Origin of the sequence: Georgenia sp. SUBG003 (assembly GCF_000715355.2) — a bacterium.
Taxonomy (GTDB): domain Bacteria; phylum Actinomycetota; class Actinomycetes; order Actinomycetales; family Actinomycetaceae; genus Georgenia.
The window spans coordinates 775,291-796,596 of sequence record NZ_CP180204.1 but is presented as its reverse complement, the minus strand read 5'-3'; the positions used below and the strand labels follow the sequence as shown (position 1 = coordinate 796,596).

General features: G+C 73.1%; 16 protein-coding genes and 7 pseudogenes. 11 read left to right on the top strand and 12 right to left on the bottom strand.

Features of this window, described 5'->3' with window-relative positions; translation table 11 throughout:
- Positions 1-13 precede the first annotated feature (13 nt).
- On the bottom strand, positions 14-1,120 hold the full coding sequence (dapE, locus tag DA06_RS03755; protein ID WP_052436340.1) for a succinyl-diaminopimelate desuccinylase: 1,107 nt from the start codon (positions 1,118-1,120) through the stop codon (positions 14-16).
- Between the two features lie 9 nt (positions 1,121-1,129).
- Positions 1,130-2,522 (bottom strand): annotated as a pseudogene (locus tag DA06_RS03750) (NAD(P)H-quinone dehydrogenase).
- 239 nt (positions 2,523-2,761) lie between these two features.
- On the opposite strand from DA06_RS03750, the gene DA06_RS03745 reads away from it, so the two are divergent.
- On the top strand, positions 2,762-3,613 hold the full coding sequence (locus tag DA06_RS03745; protein ID WP_043497387.1) for a purine-nucleoside phosphorylase: 852 nt from the start codon (positions 2,762-2,764) through the stop codon (positions 3,611-3,613).
- A 28-nt stretch (positions 3,614-3,641) separates the two neighbouring features.
- Positions 3,642-5,336 (top strand): phospho-sugar mutase, encoded by a 1,695-nt coding sequence (locus DA06_RS03740; protein WP_043497385.1) that lies wholly within the window; start codon positions 3,642-3,644, stop codon positions 5,334-5,336.
- A 473-nt stretch (positions 5,337-5,809) separates the two neighbouring features.
- Here DA06_RS03740 and DA06_RS03735 read toward each other — a convergent pair whose 3' ends face one another.
- Positions 5,810-6,148 (bottom strand): STAS domain-containing protein, encoded by a 339-nt coding sequence (locus tag DA06_RS03735; RefSeq protein WP_043497380.1) that lies wholly within the window; start codon positions 6,146-6,148, stop codon positions 5,810-5,812.
- Between the two features lie 180 nt (positions 6,149-6,328).
- Between DA06_RS03735 and DA06_RS03730 the strand changes: the two are divergent.
- Positions 6,329-7,616, top strand: a pseudogene (locus tag DA06_RS03730) (adenylosuccinate synthase).
- A 296-nt stretch (positions 7,617-7,912) separates the two neighbouring features.
- Here DA06_RS03730 and DA06_RS03725 read toward each other — a convergent pair.
- A complete protein-coding gene (locus DA06_RS03725) occupies positions 7,913-8,284 on the bottom strand; it encodes an STAS domain-containing protein (protein WP_043497378.1) in 372 nt (123 codons plus the stop codon).
- A 228-nt stretch (positions 8,285-8,512) separates the two neighbouring features.
- On the opposite strand from DA06_RS03725, the gene DA06_RS03720 reads away from it, so the two are divergent.
- Entirely contained in the window at positions 8,513-9,214 is a 702-nt protein-coding gene (locus tag DA06_RS03720) for a TetR/AcrR family transcriptional regulator (protein ID WP_043497375.1), read from the top strand.
- A 7-nt stretch (positions 9,215-9,221) separates the two neighbouring features.
- On the opposite strand, the pseudogene DA06_RS03715 reads toward DA06_RS03720, so the two are convergent.
- A pseudogene (locus DA06_RS03715) lies at positions 9,222-10,701 on the bottom strand (helix-turn-helix domain-containing protein).
- A 126-nt stretch (positions 10,702-10,827) separates the two neighbouring features.
- On the opposite strand from DA06_RS03715, the gene DA06_RS03710 reads away from it, so the two are divergent.
- Positions 10,828-12,672 carry a phosphoenolpyruvate carboxykinase (GTP) gene (locus tag DA06_RS03710; RefSeq protein ID WP_043497372.1) on the top strand — a complete coding sequence of 615 codons (1,845 nt, stop codon included), beginning with the start codon at positions 10,828-10,830 and terminating at the stop codon, positions 12,670-12,672.
- 144 nt (positions 12,673-12,816) lie between these two features.
- On the opposite strand, the gene DA06_RS03705 is transcribed toward DA06_RS03710, so the two are convergent.
- Positions 12,817-12,939, bottom strand: a complete 123-nt coding sequence (locus DA06_RS03705) for a DUF2249 domain-containing protein (RefSeq protein ID WP_418606877.1) — start codon at positions 12,937-12,939, stop codon at positions 12,817-12,819.
- Between the two features lie 287 nt (positions 12,940-13,226).
- Here DA06_RS03705 and DA06_RS03700 point away from each other — a divergent pair, with 287 nt between their 5' ends.
- Positions 13,227-13,469 carry a hypothetical protein gene (locus tag DA06_RS03700; protein WP_418607863.1) on the top strand — a complete coding sequence of 81 codons (243 nt, stop codon included), beginning with the start codon at positions 13,227-13,229 and terminating at the stop codon, positions 13,467-13,469.
- Here the strand turns inward: DA06_RS03700 and DA06_RS03695 are convergent.
- The 4 genes and pseudogenes from DA06_RS03695 to DA06_RS03680 form a co-directional block, all read right to left on the bottom strand.
- A pseudogene (locus DA06_RS03695) lies at positions 13,414-13,755 on the bottom strand (molybdopterin molybdenumtransferase MoeA); the annotation flags it as partial. The gene DA06_RS03700 and the pseudogene DA06_RS03695 overlap by 56 nt on opposite strands.
- A gap of 76 nt (positions 13,756-13,831) precedes the next feature.
- Positions 13,832-14,110 carry a rhodanese-like domain-containing protein gene (locus DA06_RS03690; protein WP_418607861.1) on the bottom strand — a complete coding sequence of 93 codons (279 nt, stop codon included), beginning with the start codon at positions 14,108-14,110 and terminating at the stop codon, positions 13,832-13,834.
- Positions 14,086-14,409: pseudogene (locus tag DA06_RS03685) on the bottom strand (adenylyltransferase/sulfurtransferase MoeZ); the annotation flags it as partial. The gene DA06_RS03690 and the pseudogene DA06_RS03685, both read right to left, overlap by 25 nt.
- A gap of 163 nt (positions 14,410-14,572) precedes the next feature.
- A pseudogene (locus tag DA06_RS03680) lies at positions 14,573-15,036 on the bottom strand (HesA/MoeB/ThiF family protein); the annotation flags it as partial.
- A gap of 75 nt (positions 15,037-15,111) precedes the next feature.
- Here DA06_RS03680 and DA06_RS03675 point away from each other — a divergent pair.
- The 4 genes and pseudogenes from DA06_RS03675 (at position 15,112) to DA06_RS03660 (ending at position 17,959) form a co-directional block, all read left to right on the top strand.
- Positions 15,112-15,632: pseudogene (locus DA06_RS03675) on the top strand (DinB family protein).
- Positions 15,633-15,727: 95 nt separating this feature from the next.
- Positions 15,728-16,252: a MarR family winged helix-turn-helix transcriptional regulator gene (locus tag DA06_RS03670; protein ID WP_418606876.1), complete on the top strand. Its 525-nt coding sequence runs from the start codon at positions 15,728-15,730 to the stop codon at positions 16,250-16,252.
- Positions 16,249-17,844, top strand: a complete 1,596-nt coding sequence (locus DA06_RS03665) for an MDR family MFS transporter (protein ID WP_418606875.1) — start codon at positions 16,249-16,251, stop codon at positions 17,842-17,844. Before DA06_RS03670 ends, DA06_RS03665 begins: the two co-directional genes overlap by 4 nt.
- On the top strand, positions 17,837-17,959 hold the full coding sequence (locus DA06_RS03660; protein ID WP_418606874.1) for a hypothetical protein: 123 nt from the start codon (positions 17,837-17,839) through the stop codon (positions 17,957-17,959). The genes DA06_RS03665 and DA06_RS03660 overlap by 8 nt, the downstream gene beginning before the upstream one ends.
- A gap of 15 nt (positions 17,960-17,974) precedes the next feature.
- Here DA06_RS03660 and DA06_RS03655 read toward each other — a convergent pair whose 3' ends face one another.
- Positions 17,975-18,970 carry an alpha/beta hydrolase gene (locus DA06_RS03655; RefSeq protein WP_043497364.1) on the bottom strand — a complete coding sequence of 332 codons (996 nt, stop codon included), beginning with the start codon at positions 18,968-18,970 and terminating at the stop codon, positions 17,975-17,977.
- A 268-nt stretch (positions 18,971-19,238) separates the two neighbouring features.
- Here DA06_RS03655 and DA06_RS03650 point away from each other — a divergent pair, with 268 nt between their 5' ends.
- A complete protein-coding gene (locus DA06_RS03650; protein ID WP_418606873.1) occupies positions 19,239-20,603 on the top strand; it encodes an O-succinylhomoserine sulfhydrylase in 1,365 nt (454 codons plus the stop codon).
- Between the two features lie 58 nt (positions 20,604-20,661).
- Here the strand turns inward: DA06_RS03650 and upp are convergent, their stop codons facing one another.
- Positions 20,662-21,300, bottom strand: coding sequence for a uracil phosphoribosyltransferase (gene upp / locus DA06_RS03645; protein WP_043497357.1), 639 nt, complete (start codon positions 21,298-21,300; stop codon positions 20,662-20,664).
- Between the last annotated feature and the right edge of the window lie 6 nt (positions 21,301-21,306).

Sequence of the window (21,306 nt, the reverse complement as noted above, 5' to 3'; positions counted from 1 at the left end):
GCGGAATTGTCCTCTAACCGAGCCAGGCGCGCAGGGCTGCCGCGCAGGTGCGGATCTGCTCCACCTCGCACCGTTCGTCGTCGGCGTGGGCGAGCATCGGGTCGCCCGGGCCGAAGTTCACCGCCGGGATGCCGAGCTCGGCGAACCGCGCGACGTCGGTCCAGCCGTACTTCGGTCCCGGCACCCCGCCGGTGACCGAGGTGACCGCCTCGACGAACCCCTGCACGAGCGGGTCGTCGAGGCCCGGGCGCGCGCCGCCCGCAAGGTCGGTGATCCGCACGTCGAACCCGGCGAACACCTCGCGCACGTGGGCCTCCGCCCCGGCCGGGTCGAGCGAGGGCGCGAACCGGTAGTTGACCGTGACGACGCACGCGTCCGGGATCATGTTCGCCGCGATGCCCCCGGTGATGCCTACGGCGTTGAGGCCCTCGCGGTAGACCAGGCCGTCGACGTCGACGTCGCGCGCCTCGTAGCGGCGAAGCCGGTCGAGGATCTCGCCGGCCGCATGGACGGCGTTGACGCCTCGCCACCCGCGGGCGGAGTGCGCGGTGCGGCCGGTGGTGCGGACCTCGGCGCGCAGGGTGCCGTTGCAGCCCCCCTCGATGCCCCCGGCCGTGGGCTCGCCGAGCACGGCGAGGTCCCCGGCGAGCCAGTCGGGGTGGTTGCGCACGAGGCGGCCGAGGCCGTTGAGCGCCGCCTCGACCTCCTCGTGGTCGTAGAACACCCACGTGACGTCCCAGCGGGGCTCGCGAAGGACGGCCGCGAGGTGGAGGGCGACGGCGACGCCGCCCTTCATGTCGACGGTGCCGCGGCCCCACAGCTCCTCGGCGCCGTCGTCGGCCGTGGCGCGGCGGGTGGGCAGGTTGGACTGGACGGGCACGGTGTCGATGTGGCCCGCGACGACGACGCGGCGCTCCCGGCCCAGGTTCGTCCGGGCCACGACGGCGTCCCCGTCGCGCAGGACCTCGAGGTGGGGCAGCGTGCGCAGGGCCGACTCGATGGCGTCGGCCAGCGCGCGCTCGTCCCCGGAGACGGACGGGATGTCGCAGACGGCCGCCGTCAGGTCGGCGACGTCGCCGGTGAGGTCCGGCAGGGCGGGGGCGGAGGTCGGTGCGGTCAATGCGGTTCCTCAGGCTCGGTGGAGCGTCCGGGCCGCCTCCGCGATGGAGCCGGTCAGCGACGGGTAGATGGTGAATACGTTCGCGAGCTCGTCGACGGTGAGCCGGTGCGCGACGGCGATCGTGACCGGGAAGATCAGCTCGCTCGCACGCGGGGCGACGATGACGCCGCCGATCACGGCACCGGAGGACCGGTCGGAGAAGAGCTTGATGAAGCCCTCCTTGATGCCGAGCATCTTGGCGCGGGGGTTCCGGGCGATCGGCAGCCGCGTGATGGCGCCGTCGACCTCGCCCGCCTCGATCTGCTTCTGGGTGACGCCGATCGTGGCGATCTCCGGTGCGGTGAAGATGTTCGCCGCGACGGTGCTCAGGTCCAGCGGGGCGACGGCGTCGCCGAGGGCGTGCCACATGGCGATCCGGCCCTGCATGGCGGCCACCGAGGCGAGGGGCAGGACCCCGGTGCAGTCGCCGGCCGCGTAGATGCGGAACGCACGGGTGCGCGAGACGCGGTCGACCTTGATGTGGCCGGACTCCGAGAACTCCACCCCGGCCTCCTCCAGCCCGATGCCGGACGTGGCCGGGACGCCGCCGACGGCCACCAGGCAGTGCGAGGCCTCGACCACGCGTCCGTCGGTCAGCTCGACCTCGACGCCGGTCTCCGTGCGCCGCACGGCGGCCGCGCGGGAGCGGGAGAGCACCTCCATCCCCCCGGCGGCGGAAGACCCCCTCGATCAGCTCGGCGGCGTGCTCGTCCTCGCCCGGGAGCACGCGGTCGCGGGATGAGACCAGCGTGACCCGGGGCGCGAGCGCGTTGTAGGCGCCGGCGAACTCGGCGCCGGTGACGCCGGAGCCGACGACCACGAGGTGCTCGGGGATCTCGGTGAGGTTGTACATCTGCGCCCACGTGAGGATGCGCTCGCCGTCGGGCTGGGCGCTGGGCAGCACGCGCGGGGTGGCACCGGTCGCCACGAGAATGATCTCGGCCTCGAGCTCGCGCTCGCCGCCGTCGTTCAGGCTGACGGTGACGAGTCGCGTGCCCTCGGAGCTGATGGTGGGGCCCACGCGCCCGGTGCCGAGGAGGATCTCGATGCCCTCGCGCTCGAGACGGGTGCGGATGTCCCTGGACTGCTTCTGCGCGAGGCGCACCACGCGCTGGTCGACCACGTCCATGTCGGCCCGCAGGGCACCAGGGTCGCCGTCCGCTCCGCCGTCGGCGCCGATGCCGAGCTCCCCGGCCTGCTCCGTGACCGTGAGCCACTCGGCCGTGGCGATCAGAGTCTTGGAGGGGACGACGTCGGTGAGCACCGCGGAGCCGCCCATGCCCTGCCGCTCGACGACCTGGACGCGCGCACCGAGCTGCCGGGCCACCAGCGCGGCCTCGTAACCGCCGGGTCCGCCGCCGATGATGACCACCCGCGACCCCTCGCGCACCGGCGACGCGCCGGCGCCGTGGTCACGGCGGTGCTCCTCGGTGTGGGCGGCGCCGGTCTGCTCGACGGCTGGGGGCGGAACTGGTCCGGAAGGGGTGCTCACCCCAGGCATTGTGCCGAACCTGCTCGTCCGGCGCCGCACGCGGACAGGTCACGAGCCGGCGCGGCCCGTCGTCCCCGGTCGGAGCGCGGCTCTCGCGATAACGTCGGACCATGAGCCACGCCGCGTACGACGCCACCGCCGCGACCGACCTGGACGACCCCGCGACCGACCCCTTCGTCGTCGCCCGCGAGGCGGCGGCAGCCCTGGCGCGCAGGACCGGCGTCGAGCGCCACGACGTCGCGCTCGTCCTCGGATCCGGATGGGGCGGGGCGGCCGACCTGCTCGGCGAGAAGGTCGCCGAGATCCCGGCGACGGAGCTTCCGGGCTTCAGCGCGTCCGTCGTCGTCGGCCACGGGGGGACGCTCAGCTCGGTGCGCATCGATGGCACCGACCGTCACGCCCTGGTGCTGGGCGCCCGCACGCACTTCTACGAGGGGCGCGGCGTGCGGCGCGTGGCCCACGGCGTGCGCGTGGCGGCTGCGGCCGGCGCGTCGACGGTCGTGCTCACCAACGGCTGCGGCGGCCTGGAGCCGGAGTGGGCGCCCGGCACCCCTGTCCTCATCAGCGACCACATCAACCTCACCGGCGCCTCGCCCCTCGAGGGTGCGACGTTCGTGGACCTGACAGACCTGTACTCCTCGCGGCTGCGCGCGATCGCGCACGGGGTCGACCCCTCGCTGGCCGAGGGTGTCTACGTCCAGTTCCGTGGGCCGCACTACGAGACCCCGGCCGAGGTGCAGATGGCCCGGCGGATCGGCGGCCACCTCGTGGGGATGTCCACGGCGCTGGAGGCGATCGCCGCCCGGCACGCCGGGCTCGAGGTCCTCGGCATCTCGCTGGTCACGAACGCCGCGGCGGGGATCTCGCCCGCGCCGCTCTCGCACGAGGAGGTCCTCGAGGCCGGCCGCGCCGCCGGACCTCGCATCTCCCGCCTGCTCGCGGACATCGTCCGCGGCCTGTGAAGCACCACGCCCTGAGGAGCACCCCGACATGAACGTCACCGCAGACGAGGTCAACGCCTGGATCGCCGCCGACCCAGACGAGCGCACCCGGGCCGACCTCACCGCGCTTCTCGAGCGCGCCTCCGGCACGGACGAGGACGCCCTCGCCGCGCAGGCCGAGCTCGACTCGCGGTTCTCCGGCCCCCTGGAGTTCGGCACGGCGGGCCTCCGGGGCGAGCTCGGCGCAGGGCCGCACCGGATGAACCGGGCGGTCGTCATCCGCGCCGCCGCCGGGCTCAGCGAGTTCCTCGCCGGCGAGGTGGGGCGCGGCTTCAGCGTCGTCGTCGGCTACGACGCGCGCTACGGCTCGAGGAGGTTCGCCCTCGACACCGCCGGCGTCGTCACCGCGGCGGGTGGCCGTGCCCTGCTCCTGCCGGGACCACTCCCGACGCCGGTGCTCGCCTTCGCGGTCCGGCACCTCGGCGCCGACGCCGGAGTGATGGTGACCGCCTCGCACAACCCGCCCCAGGACAACGGCTACAAGGTCTACCTCGGCGGCCGGGCGGTGACCGGCGCAGGTCAGGGTGCGCAGATCGTGCCGCCCTACGACGCCCGGATCGCCGAGCGCATCGCGGCCGCTCCCCCGGCGGTCGACGTGCCGCTCGCCACGGCCGGCTGGGAGGTGCTCGGGCCGGAGGTCCACGAGGCGTACCTGCAGCGGGTGGCTTCCCTCGTCCCGCCCCGGCACACCCGCGAGGTGCGGATCGTGTACACGCCGATGCACGGCGTCGGCGGCGCGACGGCGGTGGAGGCGCTGCGGCGGGCAGGCTTCAGCGACGTCCACGTCGTCCCCAAGCAGGCGGACCCCGACCCGGACTTCCCTACCGTCGCCTTCCCCAACCCCGAGGAGCCCGGCGCCCTCGACCTGGCGTTCGACCTCGCGCGGTCCGTGGACGCCGACCTCGTCCTGGCCAACGACCCCGACGCCGACCGGTGCACCATGGCGGTGCCCGACCGCAACGTCATCGGAGGGTGGCGTCAGCTCACCGGTGACGAGATCGGCGCGCTGCTCGGCGAGCAGACCGCCGCAGCGGCCGCGTTCGCCGGACGGGGGGTCCTCGCCTGCTCGGTGGTGTCGTCGCGGCTGCTCGGCCGGATCGCGCAGGCGCACGGCCTGCAGCACCGGACCACGCTGACGGGGTTCAAGTGGATCGCACGCACCGAGGGCCTCGTCTTCGGGTACGAGGAGGCCATCGGGTACTGCGTCGATCCGGCGGCCGTGCGGGACAAGGACGGCATCTCCGCCGCCGTGCGCATCGCCTACCTCGCGGCGCAGCTGAACGACCACGGGGACAGCTTCGTCGGGGAGCTCGACCATCTCGCGCAGCGCCACGGCGTGCACGAGACGAGCCAGGTCTCTGTCCGGGTCTCCGACCTCTCCCTCATCGCCGCGACCATGGCGCAGCTGCGCGCGGGCGGTCCGACGACGCTCGCCGGCTCGCCCGTCGTGACGACGACCGACCTCGCGACCGGCTCCGACGATCTGCCGCCCACGGACGGGCTGATGTATCTGACGGCAGCGGGCGACCGGGTGATCATCCGGCCTTCCGGCACCGAGCCGAAGCTGAAGTGCTACCTCGAGGTCATCGTCCCGTCGGTTCCCGACGTGAGCACCGCCCGGCACACCGCTGCTCTGCGGATGGAGGCCCTGAGGACCGACGTGGCGGCCGCCGTCGAGATGTAGCGCCGCAACGCTTCGTCGCACCAGAGCTTCTTCGCCGGAGGCGTTCCCGAGGGTCGCCGACCGCACTGGCCGCCCCGGCGTCGGCACGCGGACACTCGCACGGAGTTCCGCTCCGTCCACAGTTCCGGGCCGGTCCGGCGCCGATGTCGGTGGATCGGCCTAGTGTTGTACTCATGTTCGAGAGCGGGGGGCGGGCCGGGGTCGCCGGCGGTGGTGCGGGCGTGTCGGTGCTCGAGCGCCGGTTCTCGGATTCCCTCACGGCTTGCGGCGCGGCTCCGGTGCCGCGGGTGGACCTCTCCGGCCGGGGGCCCGTCGTCGTGGTCGATCCGGCGCTGCCGACGTCGTGGCGTCGCCGCCGGCCGTCGACGGCGGCCCCCGCCCGTGAGGAGGCCGGCTCGACCGCCGGCCCCGGGTGCCGGCGCGGGCGGAGGTGCCGGCGCTGCGGGGCGCTCAGGCGCGCGCCGGGGAGGCGCTCAGGCGGAGAGCTCCTCGACGTCGTCGCAGCGGTGCTGGTCGTCGATCCGGAACATGTCCAGCGCCCCGCAGACCTCGAGGACGAACAGCTCGCGCTCGCTGGCGCCCCGGAGCACCGTGGCCCCGCCGCGCTTGCCGGAGGCATCGGCCAGCGCCATGAGGAACGCGGCGCCCGTGGAGTCCATGAACGTCACCCGGCACAGGTCGAGGACGAGGAGCTGGCGACGTAGGCCGCTCACGCGGGCGGTCACCTCCGGGAACCGTTCCCGCTCCGCGAGGTCGAGGTCTCCGGCGATCGTCACGGCCGCCGAGGTGGCGGATGCCGAGATCTCGATCATGCTTGTCTGTCACCTTCCGGACGTGCGCCACGGGGTCCCCCGCGGCAACGGACGCACCCGACGGTAACCCCTGGTGGAAGCGGATGCACCTCGGCCTCTGAACGTCACCTTCCGGAGGCGGGCTGTAACCTCGGGGGGGGCGCCGACCGGCGCCGGGAGCAGCTGAGAGGAATCCAACAGATGCCAGCCGTGGTGGTCGTCGGTGCGCAGTGGGGCGACGAGGGCAAGGGCAAGGCGACCGACCAGCTCGGCTCGAGGGTCGACTACGTCGTGAAGTTCAACGGCGGCAACAACGCCGGCCACACCGTGGTGGTGGGTGACGAGAAGTACGCGCTGCACCTGCTGCCCTCCGGCATCCTCTCTCCCGGGTGCGTCCCCGTGATCGGCAACGGCGTCGTCGTCGACCTGGAGGTGCTCTTCCAGGAGATCGAGGGGCTCGAGGCCCGTGGCGTGGACACCTCGGGACTGATGCTCTCCGCCAACGCGCACATCATCCCGTCCTACAACCGCACGCTCGACAAGGTCACGGAGCGCTTCCTCGGCAAGCGACAGATCGGGACCACCGGCCGCGGGATCGGGCCGACGTACGCCGACAAGATGAGCCGCGTGGGGCTGCGGGTCCAGGACCTCTTCGACGCCTCCATCCTGCGCCAGAAGGTCGAGGGGGGCGCTGGCGCAGAAGAACCAGATGCTCGTGAAGGTCTTCAACCGGCGAGCCTTCGACGTCGACGAGATCACCGAGGGCCTGCTCGCCTACGCCGAGCGGGTGCGGCCGATGGTCGCCGACACCTCCCTGGTGCTCAACCGGGCCCTCGACGAGGGCAGGACGATCGTCTTCGAGGCCGGCCAGGCCACGATGCTCGACGTCGACCACGGCACCTACCCGTTCGTCACCTCCTCCTCGGCGACGGCGGCAGGGGCGTGCACCGGCTCCGGGATCGGTCCCACGCGCATCGACCGGGTGGTCGGGGTCGTCAAGGCCTACACCACCCGGGTCGGCGAGGGGCCGTTCCCCACGGAGCTCGACGACGACATGGGGGAGCGGCTCCGCAGGGTCGGCGGGGAGTACGGCACGACCACGGGACGGCCCCGCCGCACGGGCTGGTACGACGCCGTCGTCGCGCGGTACGCCTCCCGGGTCAACGGGCTCACCGACCTGGTGCTGACCAAGCTCGACGTGCTGACCGGGCTGGAGAGGATCCCGGTCTGCGTGGCCTACGAGGTCGACGGCGTGCGCCACGACGAGATGCCGGCGGACCAGTCCTCGTTCCACCACGCCGTGCCCGTGTACGAGGAGCTGGAGGGCTGGGCCGAGGACATCTCCGGCGCCCGCACCTTCGAGGACCTGCCGGACGCGGCGCAGCGGTACGTCGTCGCCCTCGAGGAGATGAGCGGGACCCGGATCTCCTCGATCGGGGTCGGGCCCGACCGTGACGCCACGATCGTGCGGCACGACCTGCTCGACTGACCCGGGGCGGCTGGCTCCCGCCGCCGCCCGCCTCCGCTCGCGAGACGTCATCTTCTCAACGAGATGTCATCTCTTCCGCGAGGTGTCATCTCTTCGGCGAGGTGTCATCTCTTCGGCGAGATGTCATCTCTTCCGCGAGATGTCATCTGCGGCGAAGGTGGTACCGGCGGGAAGACCCCGCTCGCATGCTGGTGAGGACGTGAGTTCTCGCGGAGATCTCGACCTCTCGCGGAGAAGTTGACCTCTCGCGGAGAAGTTGACGGCTCGCGGAGAGTGGGGGGGTGCGGCGTGGGCGGTCAGGCGGACGGGTCCTCGTCGAGGATCTCGACGACGTCGGCGAGGTGCGTGAGCTCGAGGAGGAAGCGCACGGAGTCCGACGGGCGGATCACCCGCAGGGGCCCGGTCAGTCGCTGGCTGAGCCGCGCGATGACCGACAGCACGGACGAGTCCATGAAGGTGACGTTGCGGACGTCGATGTCGAGCGGCTGACCCAGGCGCGTGATCTCGGTGGTGCAGGTGGCGAGCTCTTCGTTCATGCTCGCGTCGACCTCGCCCGCGAGGACGAGCCGGGTCCGCTCACCGGTGGTGAGAACAGCGGCGGAGCCGGTCCAGCCGCCGGCCGGAGCGGCCGCGGAAGCCGCGGCGCCGCCGTGGGGCTCGCTGGTCATGGAGCCCGTGCTCAAGGTTCGGTCCAAAGGGTTTCTCCCTGTGTCAGTCACACCGAATCTCGTCGATGCACCGCGGCGAGATGCCGCTTTTACAGTGTAAGCGCGGACCTCGCCGGCCGGTGCGAGGTCTTCCTCACGAGGCGCGCCCCGCTTCCGCTGCCTAGACTGACGGCCCGGTGCCACCTCGCGCGCCGCCTTCCGTGCAGTCGACGTCTCAAGGACGTGGCAATGACCCCCGTGTCCGCCCAGGAGAACGAACGTCGCGCCCCACTGAGCCGGGCGCGCATCCTCCAGGAGGCCCTGGCGGTCGTCGACGAGGAGGGCCTCCAGGCCCTCAGCATGCGGCGGCTCGGCGCCCAGCTCGGCGTCGAGGCCATGTCCCTGTACCGCTACGTCTCGGGCCGTGAGGATCTGCTCGAGGCGCTCGTCAGCCACCTCACCGACGGGCTGCGCCGCACGACGGAGACCCCGGTCCGGGTCGAGGACGGGTGGCAGGCCTACATCCAGTGGCTCGCCCACGAGGTGCGCGGGGTCGCGCACGCGCATCCGCAGCTCTTCCCCCTGGTCGCCACGCGTCACCCCGCCGCACCGTGGCTGCGGCCGCCCCTGCGCAGCCTCGAGGTGGTGGAGGACTTCCTCTCTGCGCTCACGAGCTACGGATTCGGCGACGAGGCGGCCGCGGCCACCTACCGCACGTTCTGCAGCTTCCTCGTCGGCCACCTCCTCCTCGAGGCCAGCCAGATGGGTGCCTCGACCGTCCCCGGCGAGCCGCTGGACGAGGGTGACGCGGACTCGCGACCGGCTCTCCCGCTCGACGGGTTCCCGACCATCACGCGCCTCGAGCCGCTGCTGTCCGAGGACCGCTCGGACGAGGAGTTCGAGAGCTCGCTGGAAGAGCTGGTCGACCGGATCGAACGGCAGCTGCGCTGACACGGGCTCACTCCGCGTTCGGTGCGTGGCGCTCCAGGAAGTCGTAGAGCTCGACGTCGTCCACGCCCGGGAACGTCCCGGTGGGCAACGGGCTCAGGACGTGGTTGTGCATGGCGGCGCTCGGCCACGAGGCGTCCCGCCACCGCTCGGCCGCCGCCTGCGCGGGCCGTCGGCAGCACGACGCGTCGGGGCAGGTGGACATCGCCCGGCGTGTCGTCTCCCGCCCCCGGAACCACTTGGCGTGCGCGAACGGCACGCCGAGCGTGATCGAGAACTGAGCCTCCCGGCCGGTGCCGGTCTGGGTGCTGCACCAGTACGTGCCGGCCGGGGTGTCCGTGTACTGGAAGTACTCGGTCGTCCTGTTGCGTCGGGCGAACGCGGAGCGGGCCGCCCAGCGCCGGCACAGCGGCTGGCCCTCGATGGCGCCGCTGGGGTCGGCGGGCAGCGGCACGCCGTCGTTGGCGTACCCGCGGTACATGGCGCCGTCGTCGTTTGCCCGGATGAAGTGGGTGGGGATGCCCAGCCGGGCGGTGGCAAGGTTGGTGAAGCGCTGGGCCGCCGAGTGGTGCGTGATCCCGAACGCGTCGCGGAAGTCCTCCATGGCCAGGTCCTTCTGCGCCTTCTTGTCCTCGAGGAAGCGCTGGGCGGCGAAGCGGGGAATCAGGCAGCAGGCGGTGAAGTAGGCGATCTGCTGACGTTGGCGCAGGAAGTCGCCGTACGAGGCCGGGCGCTCGTGGCCGAAGAGACGGTGCGCCATGGCCTGCAGCGCGAGCGAGCGCAGGCCGTAACCGCCCGGGATCGACGCCGGCGGCAGGTAGATCCGGCCGTTCTCCAGGTCGGTGACGGTGCGGGTGGAGTGCGGGAGGTCCTCGACGTGGATGATCGTGAAGCCGAGCCGCTGCACCATGCGGTCCACCATGTGGTGGGTCAGGGCGCCGCCGGTGTAGCCCACGGCCCGGACCTGCTCCTCGGCGAGCGCCTCGATGTCCGGGAGGTAGTTGTCGTGCGCCTGCATCTCCAGGCGCAGCTCGGTGTTGATGCGACGGGCCTCCTCCGGAGTCGCGATGGTGGCGCGGGCGCGCCGCTCGAGCTCCGCGTGGAGGGCGACCAAGGACTCCAGGGCGTCGAGGGGCAGCCGCCGGCCGGGGCGTACCGACGGCGCCCCCAGCGAGGCGAACAGCGGGCCGCGCTGCGCCTGCTCGAGGGCGATCTCGAGGGCGGCGCGGCGGTCCGGGGGGAGGGGCCGCGGTGAGCAGGTCGCCCGCCGTCGTGCCGAGGGTCTCGGCGATCGCCGTCAGGAGGGACAGGCGCGGCTCGCGCCGGCCGTTCTCCACGAGCGAGAGCTGGCTCGTCGTCGAGCCGACGGCGGAGGCCAGCTCGCGCAGCGTCATGCCGCGGCTGGTGCGTGCGTGCCGGATGCGGCGGCCGAGGACGAGCGGATCGGCCGAAGCTCTGGTTGTCTTGTCAGACGGGCTTTCGACAGACATGGGTTGACGGTAGCGAAACTTTCGCCGTTTTTACACCTAGTGTGGCTTGAAAGGAGTCCTCCGATGAGCGGACAGTGGAAACAGGGCGTCGAACAGCGCTCGGAAGACACATCGGAGGACAGCAGGATGACGATGACGGACTCTGCACCCCGTACCGCCGTGGAGATGAGCGGCCTGGAGATCAAGGACCCCACCCTGTACAGCTGGGTGCAGGAGATCGCGGCGCTCACCAGGCCGGACCGCATCTACGTCTGCGACGGGTCGCAGGAGGAGTACGACCGCTTCGCGGCCGAGCTGGTGGAGGCGGGAACCTTCGTCAGGCTGAACGAGCAGAAGCGGCCGAACAGCTACCTGGCCCGCTCCGAGCCCTCCGACGTCGCCCGGGTGGAGTCGCGCACGTTCATCTGCTCGGAGAACGAGGCCGACGCCGGTCCCACGAACAACTGGGCCGAGCCGGGTGCCATGCGCGAGGAGCTGCGGGGCGTCTTCGCCGGCTCCATGCGTGGCCGCACCATGTACGTGGTGCCCTTCTCCATGGGGCCGGTCGGCGGTCCGATCTCCCGCGTCGGCGTCGAGCTGACCGACTCGCCGTACGTCGTCACCTCGATGCGCATCATGACGCGCATGGGTGCGGAGGCGCTCGCCCAGATCGACGCCGGCGCCGACTGGGTGCCCGCCGTGCACTCCGTGGGCTATCCGCTCGCCGACGCCGAGGGCAGCACCCGTGACGACGTCGCCTGGCCGTGCAACGACACGAAGTACATCGTGCACTTCCCCGAGACCCGTGAGATCTGGTCCTACGGCTCCGGCTACGGCGGCAACGCGCTGCTGGGCAAGAAGTGCTACGCCCTGCGCATCGCCTCCGTCCTCGGGCGCGACGAGGGCTGGATGGCCGAGCACATGCTCGTCCTGAAGATCACCGGTCCGGACGGGCGGGTCTACCACCTCGCCGCCGCTTTCCCGTCCGCCTGCGGCAAGACGAACCTCGCCATGCTGCAGCCCACGATCCCGGGCTGGAAGGTCGAGACCATCGGCGACGACATCGCCTGGATGCGCCCCGGTCCGGACGGGCGCCTCTACGCGATCAACCCCGAGGCCGGCTTCTTCGGGGTGGCCCCGGGCACCGGCGAGACCACCAACCCGACGGCGGTCGCAGCCCTGGGCCACGACGTCATCTTCACCAACGTCGCCCTGACCGACGACGGCGACGTCTGGTGGGAGGGCCTGACCGAGGAAGTGCCCGAGCACCTCGTCGACTGGCGCGGCAACGACTGGACGCCCGGCAGCGGGACCCCCGCGGCCCACCCGAACTCGCGCTTCACGGTCCGGGCCGACCAGGCGCCGTCGATCGCCCCGGAGTGGGAGGCGCCGGGCGGCGTGCCGATCGACGTCATCCTGTTCGGCGGCCGCCGGGCCTCCAACGTGCCGCTGGTGTCCGAGGCCTACGACTGGGAGCACGGCGTCTTCATCGGCGCGACCGTCTCCTCCGAGCAGACCGCCGCCGCCGAGGGAGCGGTCGGGGAGCTGCGCCGGGACCCGTTCGCCATGCTGCCCTTCTGCGGCTACAACATGGCCGACTACTGGGGGCACTGGCTGGAGATGGGCGAGAAGCTGGGGGACAGGGCGCCGCGGATCTTCCAGGTGAACTGGTTCCGCAAGGGCGCTGACGGCAAGTTCCTCTGGCCCGGGTTCGGGGAGAACTCCCGCGTGCTCGAGTGGGCGCTGCGCCGCGTCAACGGCGAGGTCGGGGCTGTCGACGCCGCGACCGGCCGCCTGCCCCGGCCCGAGGACCTCAACCTCGACGGGATCGACGTGGCCGACGACGAGCTGCGCGAGCTGTTCGCCGTCGACCCACGGAGCTGGGCGGCGGAGGCCGACCTCACGGAGGAGTACTTCTCGCAGTTCGGCTCGCGGCTGCCCGACGCGATGACCGACCAGCTCGCCAACCTCCGGGAACGCCTCGGCCGGTAGCCGCTCCGTGCGGCTGCACGGCAGCCGGCCGACGTGGGTGACGAGATCGAGGAAATGGTTCGTCGGTGAACCGTTTCCTCGATCTCGTCCGGGGGATCGTGGGCCCGTGCCTCGCCCGGCACGGTGGCCCCGCGGGGTTTCCGGTCAGCGGCGGGTGAGCCGCAAGGTCCACGCCTCGGGCCCGTTCTCGAGGTACCGGACGTCGAAGGCGCCGGGCTCGCGCTGCTCGATCTGGGCGAGCAGCGGCTTCGGGTCGTGCGGCGCCACGAGGTCGAGCGCGAAGCCGGGGGGCGATCGCGCCGAGCGCGCCGAGGACGGTGGCGTGACGGATCGCGTGCGGGACGGTGCGCACGTCGAGGGCCGGGACGGAGTCGTCGTGGCCGCACCCGCAGGCGCAGCCGCCCGCGCGCTCGTCCTTGGTCGTGATCGTGACGTCCTCGATGGCCATGGTGGTTGTCCCTCGCTCGCTGGTAGACGGTCCGCGACCAGAATAGAGCAGGACTATTCCGTGAAAAAGGAGACCGCCGGGGCCGGCACGACGACCCGCCCGCCCGGTGAGCGGCGCGGCGGTGGCGGCCGCCCCGGCGGTTACCCTCGTCCGCGTGAGGATCCTGCTGATCGGGTCGGGCGCGCGCGAGCACGCCCTGGCCCGCGCCCTGGCCCTGGACCCGACGACGGAGCTGACGCTCGCCCCCGGCAACCCGGGTGCCTGCCCGCTCCCGGCCCCGCGGGCTGGTCGGTCCGCTCCACGGGGACCACGGCGTCGGCGCCGGGCGGCATGGGGGCGCCGGTCATGATCCGCACCGCGGTGCCGGGGAGCACCTCCGGCCGCTCGCCCGAGCCTGCGGGCAGGTCGGCGGTCACGCGCAGGTGCACCGGCTCGGTCTCCGTCGCGGACCCGACGTCGGCGGAGCGCACGGCGTAGCCGTCCATCGCGGAGTTGTCGAAGGGTGGGACGGACAGCACGGCGGTGACGTCGTCGGCGAGGACGCAGCCGAGCGCCTCGGCCAGCGGGACGCGACGGGCGGGCAGCCGCGAGACGGCGGCCAGCACCGCGTCGCGGTGCTCCTCGACAGTGATCATGCGGGCTCCGGGAGCTAGTAGGTCGGCAGGGTCGGGTCGACGTCGGCGACCCAGGCCAGGACGCCGCCCTCGAGGTTCACGCGCGCGCACCGGCGTCGGTGAGGGCACGGACCGCCTGGGCGGAGCGCTGCCCGCTGCGGCAGTGCACGACGAGCTCGCGCGCAACACCGCCCGGGTGGGCGAGGTCGAGGCGGTGCACCACGTCCTCGGGGTCGGCCAGCACCTCCGCGAGCGGCACGCCGACCGCGCCCGGGATGGCGACGATGCCGCGCTCGGGCACCTCACGGACGTCGAGGAGGACGAAGTCGTCGAAGCCGTGCTCGCGGTCCGTCAGCCGGCGGGCCAGGGTGCGCACGCTGATCGCGGGGAGGCCGGCGTCCGCTCCGGTGGGGGCACCGGCAGCCGCACGGTCGGGGGTCGTCGCGTCGTCGCCCCCCGGGAGCGGGGTCGTACCCGAGCGCCTCGACCGTGCGCGGCACCTCGCGGCCGCCCGGCGCGGCCGGACGGGGAGCTCGCTCCACCGGGCGGCCAGCACGTCGAGGACGAGACGCGGCCCAGCAGCGGGTCGCCGGTGCCGGTGATCAGCTTGACCGCCTCCGCGGCCATGACGGAGCCGACCTGGCCGCACATCGCGCCGAGGACGCCGGCCTGCCCGCACGAGGGCGTCGTGCCCTCGGGCGGCGGGGTGGGGAAGAGGTCGCGGAGCGTGACGCCGCGGTCTGCCCCCGCCGCCGGTGCCCGCGGCCGGCGCGGGGCGGGACCAGAACACCGAGACCTGGGCGTCGAAGCGGAGGATCGAGCCCCAGACGAGCGGGACGCCGAGCTCGGCGCACACGTCGTTGACGAGGTAGCGGGTGGGGAAGTTGTCCGTGCCGTCGACGACGAGGTCGTGGCCGGCCAGGAGGTCGCGGGCGTGGTGGCGTCCAGGCGCAGATGGTGGACGGTGACCTGCACGTCGGGGTTGAGCGCACGGACGTGGTCCGCCGCGGAATCGACCTTGGGGCGGCCGACGTCCGCGGTGGAGTGGATGACCTGGCGCTGCAGGTTCGAGGACTCGACGACGTCGTCGTCCACGACGGTCAGGTGCCCGACGCCCGCCGCGGCGAGGTACTGCAGCACGGGAGCGCCCAGGCCGCCGGCCCCCATGACCAGCACGCGGGCGGCGAGCAGGCGCCGCTGGCCCGCCTCGCCGAGCTGCCCGAGCAGGAGATGGCGGGAGTACCGCTGGACCTGCTCCCGGGTCAGCGGCGGCCCCGGCTCCACGAGTGCGGACGTGCGCATGGCCCCACTGTAGGGTCCCTGGCAGGACGGGCCGTCGGGACGAACGCCCCCGGGACCGCGTGTCAGGAGGGGGACATGGCGATCGAGCCGGACACCAAGGACTGGACGTGGGTGCTGCGGCGCCGCTGCGACGAGTGCGGCACGGAGGTCGCGGGGCTGGCGCCGGTGGACGTCGCCGGCGTGGTGCGCGACGCCGTCCGGCGCTGGCAGGCGGTGCTCGCCCCGCCCCCGCGCGGGGGGAGCGGCCCGACGCCTCGACCTGGTCGCCGCTCGAGTACGCCGCCCACGTGCGCGACGTCTTCAGGGTGTTCCGGGGGCGGCTGGAGCTCATGCTCGTGCGTGACAGGCCGACGTTCGCCGACTGGGACCAGGACGCCGCCGCGGTCGCCGGGCGCTACGGCGAGCAGGACCCCGCCGCGGTGGCGGCCGAGCTCGCCGACGCGGGTGCCGCCGTCGCCGACGCGTTCGACGCGGTCCTCGAGCGGGACTGGGAGCGCCCCGGCCTGCGGTCCAACGGGTCGGCCTTCACCGTGCGCACCCTCGGGCAGTACTTCGCCCACGACGTGCTCCACCACCTGCGCGACGTCCGCGGGTGAGCGGCTCGCTGACGCCCGTGGCGATGCGTTCCGGGTGAGCGAGAACACGCGGTCCCACATAGATGCATGGTGCATGTAAGCGTATGGTGAGACGCGTGCCCGAATCCTCCCCTTTCAGCGTCGCCGGTCCCGAGGCCCGCGCCCGGGCTCTCGCCTCCGAGAGGGTCCTCGAGCAGCTGACCTCCCTGGTGCGCCGCAGCCGCGGCCTGTCGGCGTACGTCGCGCAGGCCTGCGGGCTGCAGGCGGCCCAGGTGGAGCTGCTCGGCGCCCTCCGGCGGGCGGAGGAGTGCCGCGTGGCCAGCCTCGCGACGCACCAGCTGGTCGACCCGTCCGTCGTCAGCCGCCAGATCGCCACGCTGGAGAAGCGCGGACTGGTCGCCCGCCGTCCCGACCCCGACGACGGCCGTGCCTCCCTCGTGTCGCTCACCGACGCGGGGCGGGAGAAGGTCGCGGAGGTGCGTCGCCTGCACCTGGAGGCGGTCACCGAGTCGATGCGGGACTGGCCGGTCGAGCGCGTCAGCCGCCTCGCCGGCGACCTCGCCGACCTTGGGGCCGCGGCCGCCGTCGTCTACACCAACCTCTCCGGCGCGCTGCCGGCAACCGAGAAGGACCACGCGTGAAGAAGAAGGACCTGACCTCGCGGCGGGCCTACGCCGGGATGACGGCGAAGCAGGCCGCGGTCGCCCACGAGGAGCACCGGCAGATCCTGCGGGTGCTCACCGGCCTGCTCCTGGGGATGTTCGTCGCCAACCTGTCCGGCACGATCGTGGGCAACGCGCTCCCGGTGATCGTCGGCGAGATCGGCGGGACGCAGCAGCAGTACACCTGGATCGTCACCTCGTCGATCCTGGCGTCGACGGCCCTGACCCCGATCGCCGGCAAGCTGGCGGACCTCTTCGACAAGAAGAAGCTGCTGCTCGGCTCGATCGCGATCTTCGCCCTCGGGTCCCTGCTGGCGGGGCTGTCGACCTCGGCCGGCATGCTCATCGCCGTCCGCGTGCTCCAGGGCGTCGGGATGGGCGCCAACATGGTGCTCACCCAGATCATCATCGCCACGATCATCCCGCCGCGGCAGCGCGGCCGGTACAACGGCTACATGGGCGCCGTGATCGCGGTCGCGACGGTGTCCGGGCCGCTCATCGGCGGACTCATCGTGGACGTGCCGTGGCTGGGCTGGCGCTGGTGCTTCTGGGTGGCGATCCCGTTCGTGGCCGCGGCCTTCGCGGTGCTGGTCAAGAACCTGCACGTGCCCGGCGAGGGCCGCCCGGGCGCCAAGGTCGACTGGGCGGGGGCGGCGCTCATCTCCCTCGCCGCCACCCTGCTGCTGATCTGGGTGTCCTTCGCGAACCACGAGTTCGACTGGGTCTCGTGGCAGACCTTCGCGATGGTGGGCGCCGCGCTCGTCGCGGCGGTCGTCTTCGTCCTCGTCGAGCGGCGGGTGAGCGAGCCGGTCGTGCCGCTGCACATCCTCACCGAGCGGACCACGGCGCTCGCGATCGTCGCCAGCCTGGCGGTCGGCACGGTGCTGTTCGGGACTAACATCTTCCTCGGCCAGTACTTCCAGATCGGGCGCGGCTACTCGCCGACGATCGCCGGCTGGCTCGGGCTGCCCGTCATGCTCGGCCTGCTGATCTCCTCCACCGTCGCGGGCAACCTCGTCACGCGCAGCGGCCGGTGGAAGCCGTACGTCGTGGGCGGTCTCGCGCTGCTCACCGTGGGGATCGGGCTCATGGCCACGGTCGACGCCGACACGTCGCTGTGGATCATCAGCGTCTACCTGCTGATCGCCGGCCTGGGCCTGGGCGCGTCCATGCAGAACCTCGTGCTCGCCGTGCAGAACACCGTCCAGCTCGGCAACGTCGGCGCGGCCACGTCCACGGTGACGTTCTTCCGGAGCCTCGGCGGCGCCGTCGGCATCCAGGTGCTGGGGGCGGTCTACGTCGCCCGCGTCACCTCCCTCTCCCTGGCCGGCTACGCCGAGCAGGGGGTCGGACGTCGGAGAGCTCGACGCCTCGACGTCCTCCCTCGACCTCGGCGCGCTCCCGGCGCAGATGGCGCGCGTGGTCCACGAGGCGTACGGCGACGGCATCGGCAGCGTCTTCGCGGTGGCCGCGGTCATCTCGGCCCTCGGGCTCGTGGCGGTGCTGCTCATGCGGGGCACCGAGCTGCGCAGCTCGTGGGAGGTCCCCTCCGACGTCCGGGAGGTGCTTGACACCGACGCCGGCCCCGGGACGACGGCGGCGCCCGGTGACGTCACGCCGGCGACGACCGCGATGGTCGACCAGAGCGAGGTCGCCCAGCCGGAAGGGTCGCGCAGCCGGGCCTGAGGCGCGCCGGGACGGTCAGACCCCCAGGCGGCCGCCGGCCCACTCGATCGCGCTGCGGGTGTAGTACTCGCGGCTCGTCGGCGCCGAGAGCGCGAGGTCGTGGACGCCGCCGGGCACCTGGAGGATCGTGACGTCCTCGCCGACCATCGGGGCGCGGGCGAGCATCTGCCGCACGTCGAGCACGACGTCGGAGGTCGACAGGTCCGCCGGCCCGGGGTGGCGGTCGTCGCCCGAGCGGGTGGAGCAGCACAGCAGCACCGGCACCGTCACCTCGAGCCCCCGGCCGACCTCCGCGTGGGCGCGGCGGACGGTGCGGACGAACCCCGCGCGTGCGGGGAAGCCCTCGTGCGGCTTGAGCGTGAGGTCGTACTCCCAGTCCCCGCCGGTGCTGGTGTGGAGGTAGCGGCCGTACGCCTGGTTGAGCTTCCCCATCGGCAGGCTGGGCAGCCAGGCCCCGAGCCGGTCGACGACGGCGGTCAGCGGCACCCGCTGGAACCAGCCCGCGTTGAGATCGAGCCAGGGCGAGTTGAGGACGACGGCGTCCACGCTGCCCGGGTGGTCCGCCGCCCAGAGCACCGCCTGCAGGCCGCCGGTCGAGTGCCCGAGCAGCACCACGGGCCGCGGCCCGCCCTCCTGGACGAGCGCCAGCGCCTTGCCGATCTCCTCGTCGTGGACCCGGAGGTCGCGGACGTCGTCCGGGCGGGGGTGCCCGTTGGTCGAGCGGCCGGAGCGGCGCATGTCGAGGCCGTAGAAGTCGTAGCCGGCGTCGATCCAGGCCTGGGCGTGCCCGGTCTGGAAGAAGTAGTCGACGAAGCCGGGCAGGTACAGCACCGCGCGTGGCGCGGAGCCCGCGTCCGCGTGGTGCACGAGGGTGGCGACGTCGGGAGCGCCGGGTTCTTCCCCGCCGTCGGTCAGGTCTCCCAGCGGGATCGTGCGGGCAGTCCAGGGTGCACCGAGCAGGTCCTCGACGACCGCGGGGGCTGGGGCCGCGTGGCGGCCGGAGGTGCTCATGCCACCGATCATGGCAGGCGGTCCGCCGCCCGGCCCGGCGGGCCGACGCGCCTGAACTGCGCCGGCGGCGGGCAGAGCGCGCCCGGCAACCCGGTCCATCTGGTGGACGCGGGCCCTCCGGAGTCTCAGGATCCGGCCCTGCGCGTGGGCGGTCCGACCGGGGGCGCCGGTGGCCCGTTAGCGTCGGGCCAACGATCCACGGCAGCCGAGGGACCTGGCTCGAACGAGGCTGCGGCGACCGCCACGGGACGGCGGCGCCAACCGCCAGATGGAGGAGCTCGACATGTCCGACCTGCCGCACTGTTCGTCCGACCCTCTCTGTCCGCCGACCTCACCCGGACTGCCGCAGGCCGTGCCCCAGCCCCCGCTGCCGCGGCCGGCCGTCGACCCGGCCGGGCTGCGTGCGGCCACTCTCGCGGTGCGGGGCGGTCAGTACCGCAGCGCGTTCCAGGAGACCTCCGAGTCGCTGTTCCTCACGCAGGGCTTCGTCTACGACCGCGCCGCCGAGGCCGAGGCCGCGTTCGCCGAGGAGATCGAGCGGTACACGTACTCGCGCTACACCAACCCCACGGTCACCACGTTCGAGGAGCGGCTCGCCCTGGTCGAGGGGGCCGAGGACTGCTACGCGACGTCGACGGGCATGTCCGCCGTCTTCACCGCTCTCGCCGCGCTGGTCGGCAGCGGCTCGCGGATCGTGGCGGCCCGTGAGCTCTTCGGCTCCACCGTCTGCGTCTTCGACGACATCCTGGCGCGCTGGGGCGTGCGCACGGACTATGTCACCGGCACCGATCTCGCGCAGTGGGAGGCGGCCCTCGCCACGCCGGCCGACGTCGTCTTCCTCGAGTCTCCGTCCAACCCCATGCAGGACGTGCTCGACCTTCCCGCGATCGCGCGCCTGGCCCACGCCGCGGGGGCGACCGTCGTCGTCGACAACGTCTTCGCCACCCCGGTGCTGCAGCGCCCCCTCGAGCTCGGTGCCGACCTCGTCGTCTACTCCGCCACCAAGCACATCGACGGGCAGGGGCGCGTCATGGGCGGTGCCATCCTGGGACCCCGCGAGATCGTGCGCGGGCCCGTGCAGTCGCTGATCCGCAGCACCGGGCCGAACCTGTCGCCGTTCAACGCCTGGGTCCTCGCCAAGGGCCTGGAGACCCTGCCGCTGCGGGTGCGTGCCCAGACGGCCGCGGCGCTGGAGCTGGCCGGCTGGCTGGAGGTGCAGCCGGGGGTGGCGTCGGTGCGCTACCCGTTCCTCGCCTCCCACCCCCAGCACGACGTGGCGCGGGCGCAGATGAGCGGCGGCGGGACGGTCGTGACGTTCACGCTGGACGGCTCAGGCGTCCCGGGCGACGACCCTGCCGCCCGGGCCGACGTCGAGCGCACCTTCGCGTTCCTCGACGCGCTGCGCGTCGTGGACATCTCGAACAACCTCGGCGACGCCAAGTCGATGGTCACCCACCCGGCGACGACGACGCACCGGCGCATCGACCCCGCCACGCGCGACGCGCTGGGGATCGCGCCGACGACGGTGCGGTTCTCCGTGGGGCTCGAGGACGTCGAGGACCTCAAGGAGGACCTCGACGCCGCCCTCGCAGTCTTCCGGGGGGTCAGCGTGCGGGAGGGCGCGCGCACCTGAGGTCCGCCGGGCCTGAGGTCCGCCGGGCCCCGGTCGTCCCGGGGCCGCGGCGCCGTTCCTAGTCCACGACGCCGTAGAGCCGGTCCCCCGCGTCGCCCAGCCCGGGGACGATGTACTTGTGCTCGTTGAGGCGTTCGTCCACGGAGGCGGTGACGATCGTGACGTCGCCGCGCTCGCCGATCGCCTCGTCGAGGGTGCGCAGCCCCTCGGGGGCGGCGAGCAGGCAGATGGCGGTGACGTCCCGCGCGCCCTTCTCGAGCAGGTACTCGATGGCCGCGATGAGGGTGTGGCCGGTGGCGAGCATCGGGTCGAGCACGTAGCACTGGCGGCCGGAGAGGTCGTCGGGGAGGCGGTTGGCGTAGGTGATCGCCTCGTACGTCCGCTCGTCGCGCTGCAGGCCGAGGAACCCGACCTCCGCCGTCGGGAGCAGGCGGGTCATGCCCTCGAGCATGCCGAGCCCGGCGCGCAGGATCGGCACCACGATCGGCCGCGGCGAGGCGAGGTGCGTGCCGGTGGTGGTCGCCACGGGGGTGGTGACCTGCACCTGGGTCACCCGCACGTCGCGCGTCGCCTCGTACGCCAGCAGGGTGACGAGCTCGTCGACGAGGAGCCGGAACGTCGGGGACTCCGTGTTCTCGTCGCGCAGGACGGTGAGCTTGTGAGCGATGAGCGGGTGGTCCGCGACGTGCAGGCGCATGCGCCC

Bases quoted from the DNA above. Each gene is read 5' to 3' on its own strand.
- DA06_RS03745 (WP_043497387.1), top strand. From the start codon at position 2,762: ATGAGCCACGCCGCGTACGACGCCACCGCCGCGACCGACCTGGACGAC.
- DA06_RS03740 (WP_043497385.1), top strand. From the start codon at position 3,642: ATGAACGTCACCGCAGACGAGGTCAACGCCTGGATCGCCGCCGACCCA.
- DA06_RS03735 (WP_043497380.1), bottom strand. From the start codon at position 6,148: ATGATCGAGATCTCGGCATCCGCCACCTCGGCGGCCGTGACGATCGCC.
- DA06_RS03725 (WP_043497378.1), bottom strand. From the start codon at position 8,284: ATGACCAGCGAGCCCCACGGCGGCGCCGCGGCTTCCGCGGCCGCTCCG.
- DA06_RS03720 (WP_043497375.1), top strand. From the start codon at position 8,513: ATGACCCCCGTGTCCGCCCAGGAGAACGAACGTCGCGCCCCACTGAGC.
- DA06_RS03710 (WP_043497372.1), top strand. From the start codon at position 10,828: ATGACGATGACGGACTCTGCACCCCGTACCGCCGTGGAGATGAGCGGC.
- DA06_RS03655 (WP_043497364.1), bottom strand. From the start codon at position 18,970: ATGAGCACCTCCGGCCGCCACGCGGCCCCAGCCCCCGCGGTCGTCGAG.
- DA06_RS03650 (WP_418606873.1), top strand. From the start codon at position 19,239: ATGGAGGAGCTCGACATGTCCGACCTGCCGCACTGTTCGTCCGACCCT.
- upp (WP_043497357.1), bottom strand. From the start codon at position 21,300: ATGCGCCTGCACGTCGCGGACCACCCGCTCATCGCTCACAAGCTCACC.